We start from the raw sequence: 2,899 nt of genomic DNA on the forward strand, positions 1-2,899 counted from the left end.
GAGACCGACAACTCCTCCGAACTCGACGCCACCGACACCGCCGACGCCGACACCTGCTCCAGGACGGCCCGCAGGTTCTCGAGCGCATGGTCCAGGGCCGCGCCCATCCGACCGAGCTCGTCGCGGCTGCGCAGCCCGGTCGGGTGGGTCAGGTCACCGTCGGCGAGGGCCTGGACGGCGGCCCGGACCCGACCGACCGCACCCGCGATGGAGCGGGCGACCAGCAGGGACAGCAGGGCCACGGCCAGCCCGGTCAGCACGACCGTGATCCACAGGGATCGCAGCGCGCTCGACTTGGCGTCGTCCGCCTCCTTCGTCGCCTGCTGCGCCGCCTGGTCCACGGTCTCGGTCAGCCCCGACAGGGAGGTCTCCAGGGACCGGAAGGACTCCAGGAACGCCGGGTACGCGGCCTGGGCGGCCGCGGGGTTGGTCAGCGTGAGCCCGACGAGCCGGGCCGCCGAGCTGGTGTAGGCGTCCAGGTCCGGGCCGACCGCCGCCACCGCGGCCGCCGTCGCGCCACCCAGGCCGGAGACCTTGGCGACCTCGACGCTGTCCTGCAACGTCTTGGACTGGGCCGGCAGGTCGTCGGAGGCCTCGTCGCCCTCGGGCTTGCCGGCGAACAGGATCGCCTGCAGGACGTCGCCGCGAACGGCGTCGTGGGCCATGTCACCGCCCATCAGGGTGCTCTGCAGCCGACCGAGCTCGAGCAGCCGCTGGTTGCTCGACTCAAGGGTCTGGACGGCGTTGACCGAGACGGCCATCAGCGCGGCGAGGCCGACCAGGGCGATCGCGACCCCAGCACCGAGCTTGGTCCGCACGGAGCGGTTGACGAACCAGCCGTGACGCACGCGCGGCCCGGCTGGGGCCGTGCTCGGCTCGGTCGATGCTGCCGTGGTCACTGCGGACACGACGTCCTCCTGGTGGATGGGTCCCCGGTGCCGCGAGACCGTCCCGCGCCATCATCGACAAGATCGACGCGTCGTTTCCCCACCTGATGGTTTCGGGGGTTGCGGTGTGGCGCGCGCCACACCGGAACCTGCGCCCGGGGTCAGTACGTGAAGCGGGAGATCCTGGCGCGCAGCTGCTCGGCCATCGTGGAGAGCTGGGCGACCGCCGCTCGGGAGGTGGCCAGCGCCTCGGTCGTGGACGCCGACGCCGCGGCCACCCCACCGATGTTCGAGGCGATCTCGCCGGACCCCGACGCCGCCTGGGTCACGTTCCGGGTCATCTCCTGCGTGGTGGCGGTCTGTTCCTCCACCGCCGAGGCGATCGTCAGCTGGTAGTCGTTGATCGAGGCGATGATGGCGCCGATCTCCTCGACCGCGGCGACCGCGGCGACCGTGTCGGTCTGGATGGACGCGACGCGGCGGGCGATGTCACCCGTCGCCGCTGCGGTCTCGCGCGCCAGCTCCTTCACCTCGCCGGCCACCACCGCAAAGCCCTTGCCCGCCTCACCCGCCCGAGCCGCCTCGATCGTCGCGTTCAGCGCCAGCAGGTTCGTCTGCTGGGCGATCGAGGTGATCAGCTTGACGACGTTGCCGATCTCGACGGAGCTGGACCCGAGCTGGGTGACAGAGGCGGTGGTGGACTCGACCACCGTCACGGCGTCCGCAGCGACCCGCGCAGCCTCGTTGGCGGACACCGCGATCTCGCGGATGGCCGAGCCCAGCTCCTCGGAACCGGCGGCGACGGTCTGGACGTTGTGCGACACCTGCTCAGCCGCCGCGGCGACGACGCCGGCCTGCACCGACGCCTCCTCCGCGCCGGCAGCGACGGCTTCACCCGAGGCGGACAGCTCCGCAGACGAGGCGGCCACCTGCTCGACCGAGTCCACGACCTGCTCGACGACGACACGCACGGACTCCTGTGCCTCGTTCAACGCTGCGGCCATCTGGCCGACCTCGTCGCGCCCGGCCACGGCCGAGCGGGCCGTCAGATCGCCGCCCGCCATGGCCACCAGGCTGTCCCGCACGGCGCCGACCCGGCGCACGATGCCAGCGGAGACCAGCGAGGCTGCGACCGCGACGACCAGGCCGGCACCACCGACCACGACCAGGACGACCAGCCGGGCTCGCCGGGCGTCGGCCGTGGCGCGGCTGACCTCGCCGTCCACCCGCTTCGCCACCGAGATGACGAGCGCGTCGGTGGCATCGAGAATCTGCCGGTAGGTGTTGCGCTCGGGTCCGAGGATCGTGCTCTCGGCCCGGTCGACCGACTGGGCGTCGCCCAGCGAGTACATCGTCTTGATGGAGTCGTCCGTGGCGAAGAACTCGTTCCACAGCACCGACATCCGGTTGAAGGCCGCGTGCTCGTCGTCCGTCATGTCGGCCGTCGGCATGTGCGCCAACGTGTTCCGCACCGAGTCGGCGGCCTTGAGGTAGTTGGCCCGGCTCTCACTGCCATCGGCCAGCGCCACCGCCGGTGTGCGCCGCCGTGCGTCCCAGGCGTACGACGCCTGCCAGCCGAGGATGTCCGCGTTCGCGAAGCGCACCTCCTGCAGCTGCGAGGACAGCATCTGCAGCCGTTCGAGGCGCTGCGTGGTCGCGGCGAGGTCGCCGAGCGCGACGAACGCGCTACCACCGACCAGGACGGCGGACAGGACCCCGACACCGCCGACGGCGAGGATCTTGCTGCGCAACCCCAACCCACGCCGACCGGCCACCGGCCGGGACGAGCGACGTAGAGCCGAGCGACGAAGAGCCGGGCGCGGAAGTCGGCCCAGCCCGGCAGCGGCGCGCGCCAGCGACCGGCGTACCGGCACGGCAGGAGTGCGCAGCAGGCGCGGGATGCGGGGCATCAGCGGGCTCCTCGGACGTCGTCGTCTGGTCGGACTGTGGTGTCAGTAGGTGAAGCGGGCGATCTGGGTGCGGAGCTGGGCCGCCATCACCGACAGCTCCTC

2 protein-coding genes are annotated in these 2,899 nt (G+C 72.1%); both read right to left on the minus strand.

Annotated elements, in window-relative coordinates; translation table 11 throughout:
- Positions 1 to 908: HAMP domain-containing protein (locus tag ABEB17_RS14075; RefSeq protein ID WP_345717369.1), on the minus strand; the 908-nt coding region annotated here is incomplete at its 3' end.
- A gap of 140 nt (positions 909 to 1,048) precedes the next feature.
- Positions 1,049 to 2,797, minus strand: a complete 1,749-nt coding sequence (locus ABEB17_RS14080) for a methyl-accepting chemotaxis protein (RefSeq protein WP_345717370.1) — start codon at positions 2,795 to 2,797, stop codon at positions 1,049 to 1,051.
- Between the last annotated feature and the right edge of the window lie 102 nt (positions 2,798 to 2,899).

Origin of the sequence: Angustibacter luteus (genome assembly GCF_039541115.1) — a bacterium.
GTDB classification, from domain to species: domain Bacteria; phylum Actinomycetota; class Actinomycetes; order Actinomycetales; family Angustibacteraceae; genus Angustibacter; species Angustibacter luteus.

Bases quoted from the DNA above. Each gene is read 5' to 3' on its own strand.
- ABEB17_RS14080 (WP_345717370.1), bottom strand. From the start codon at position 2,797: ATGCCCCGCATCCCGCGCCTGCTGCGCACTCCTGCCGTGCCGGTACGC.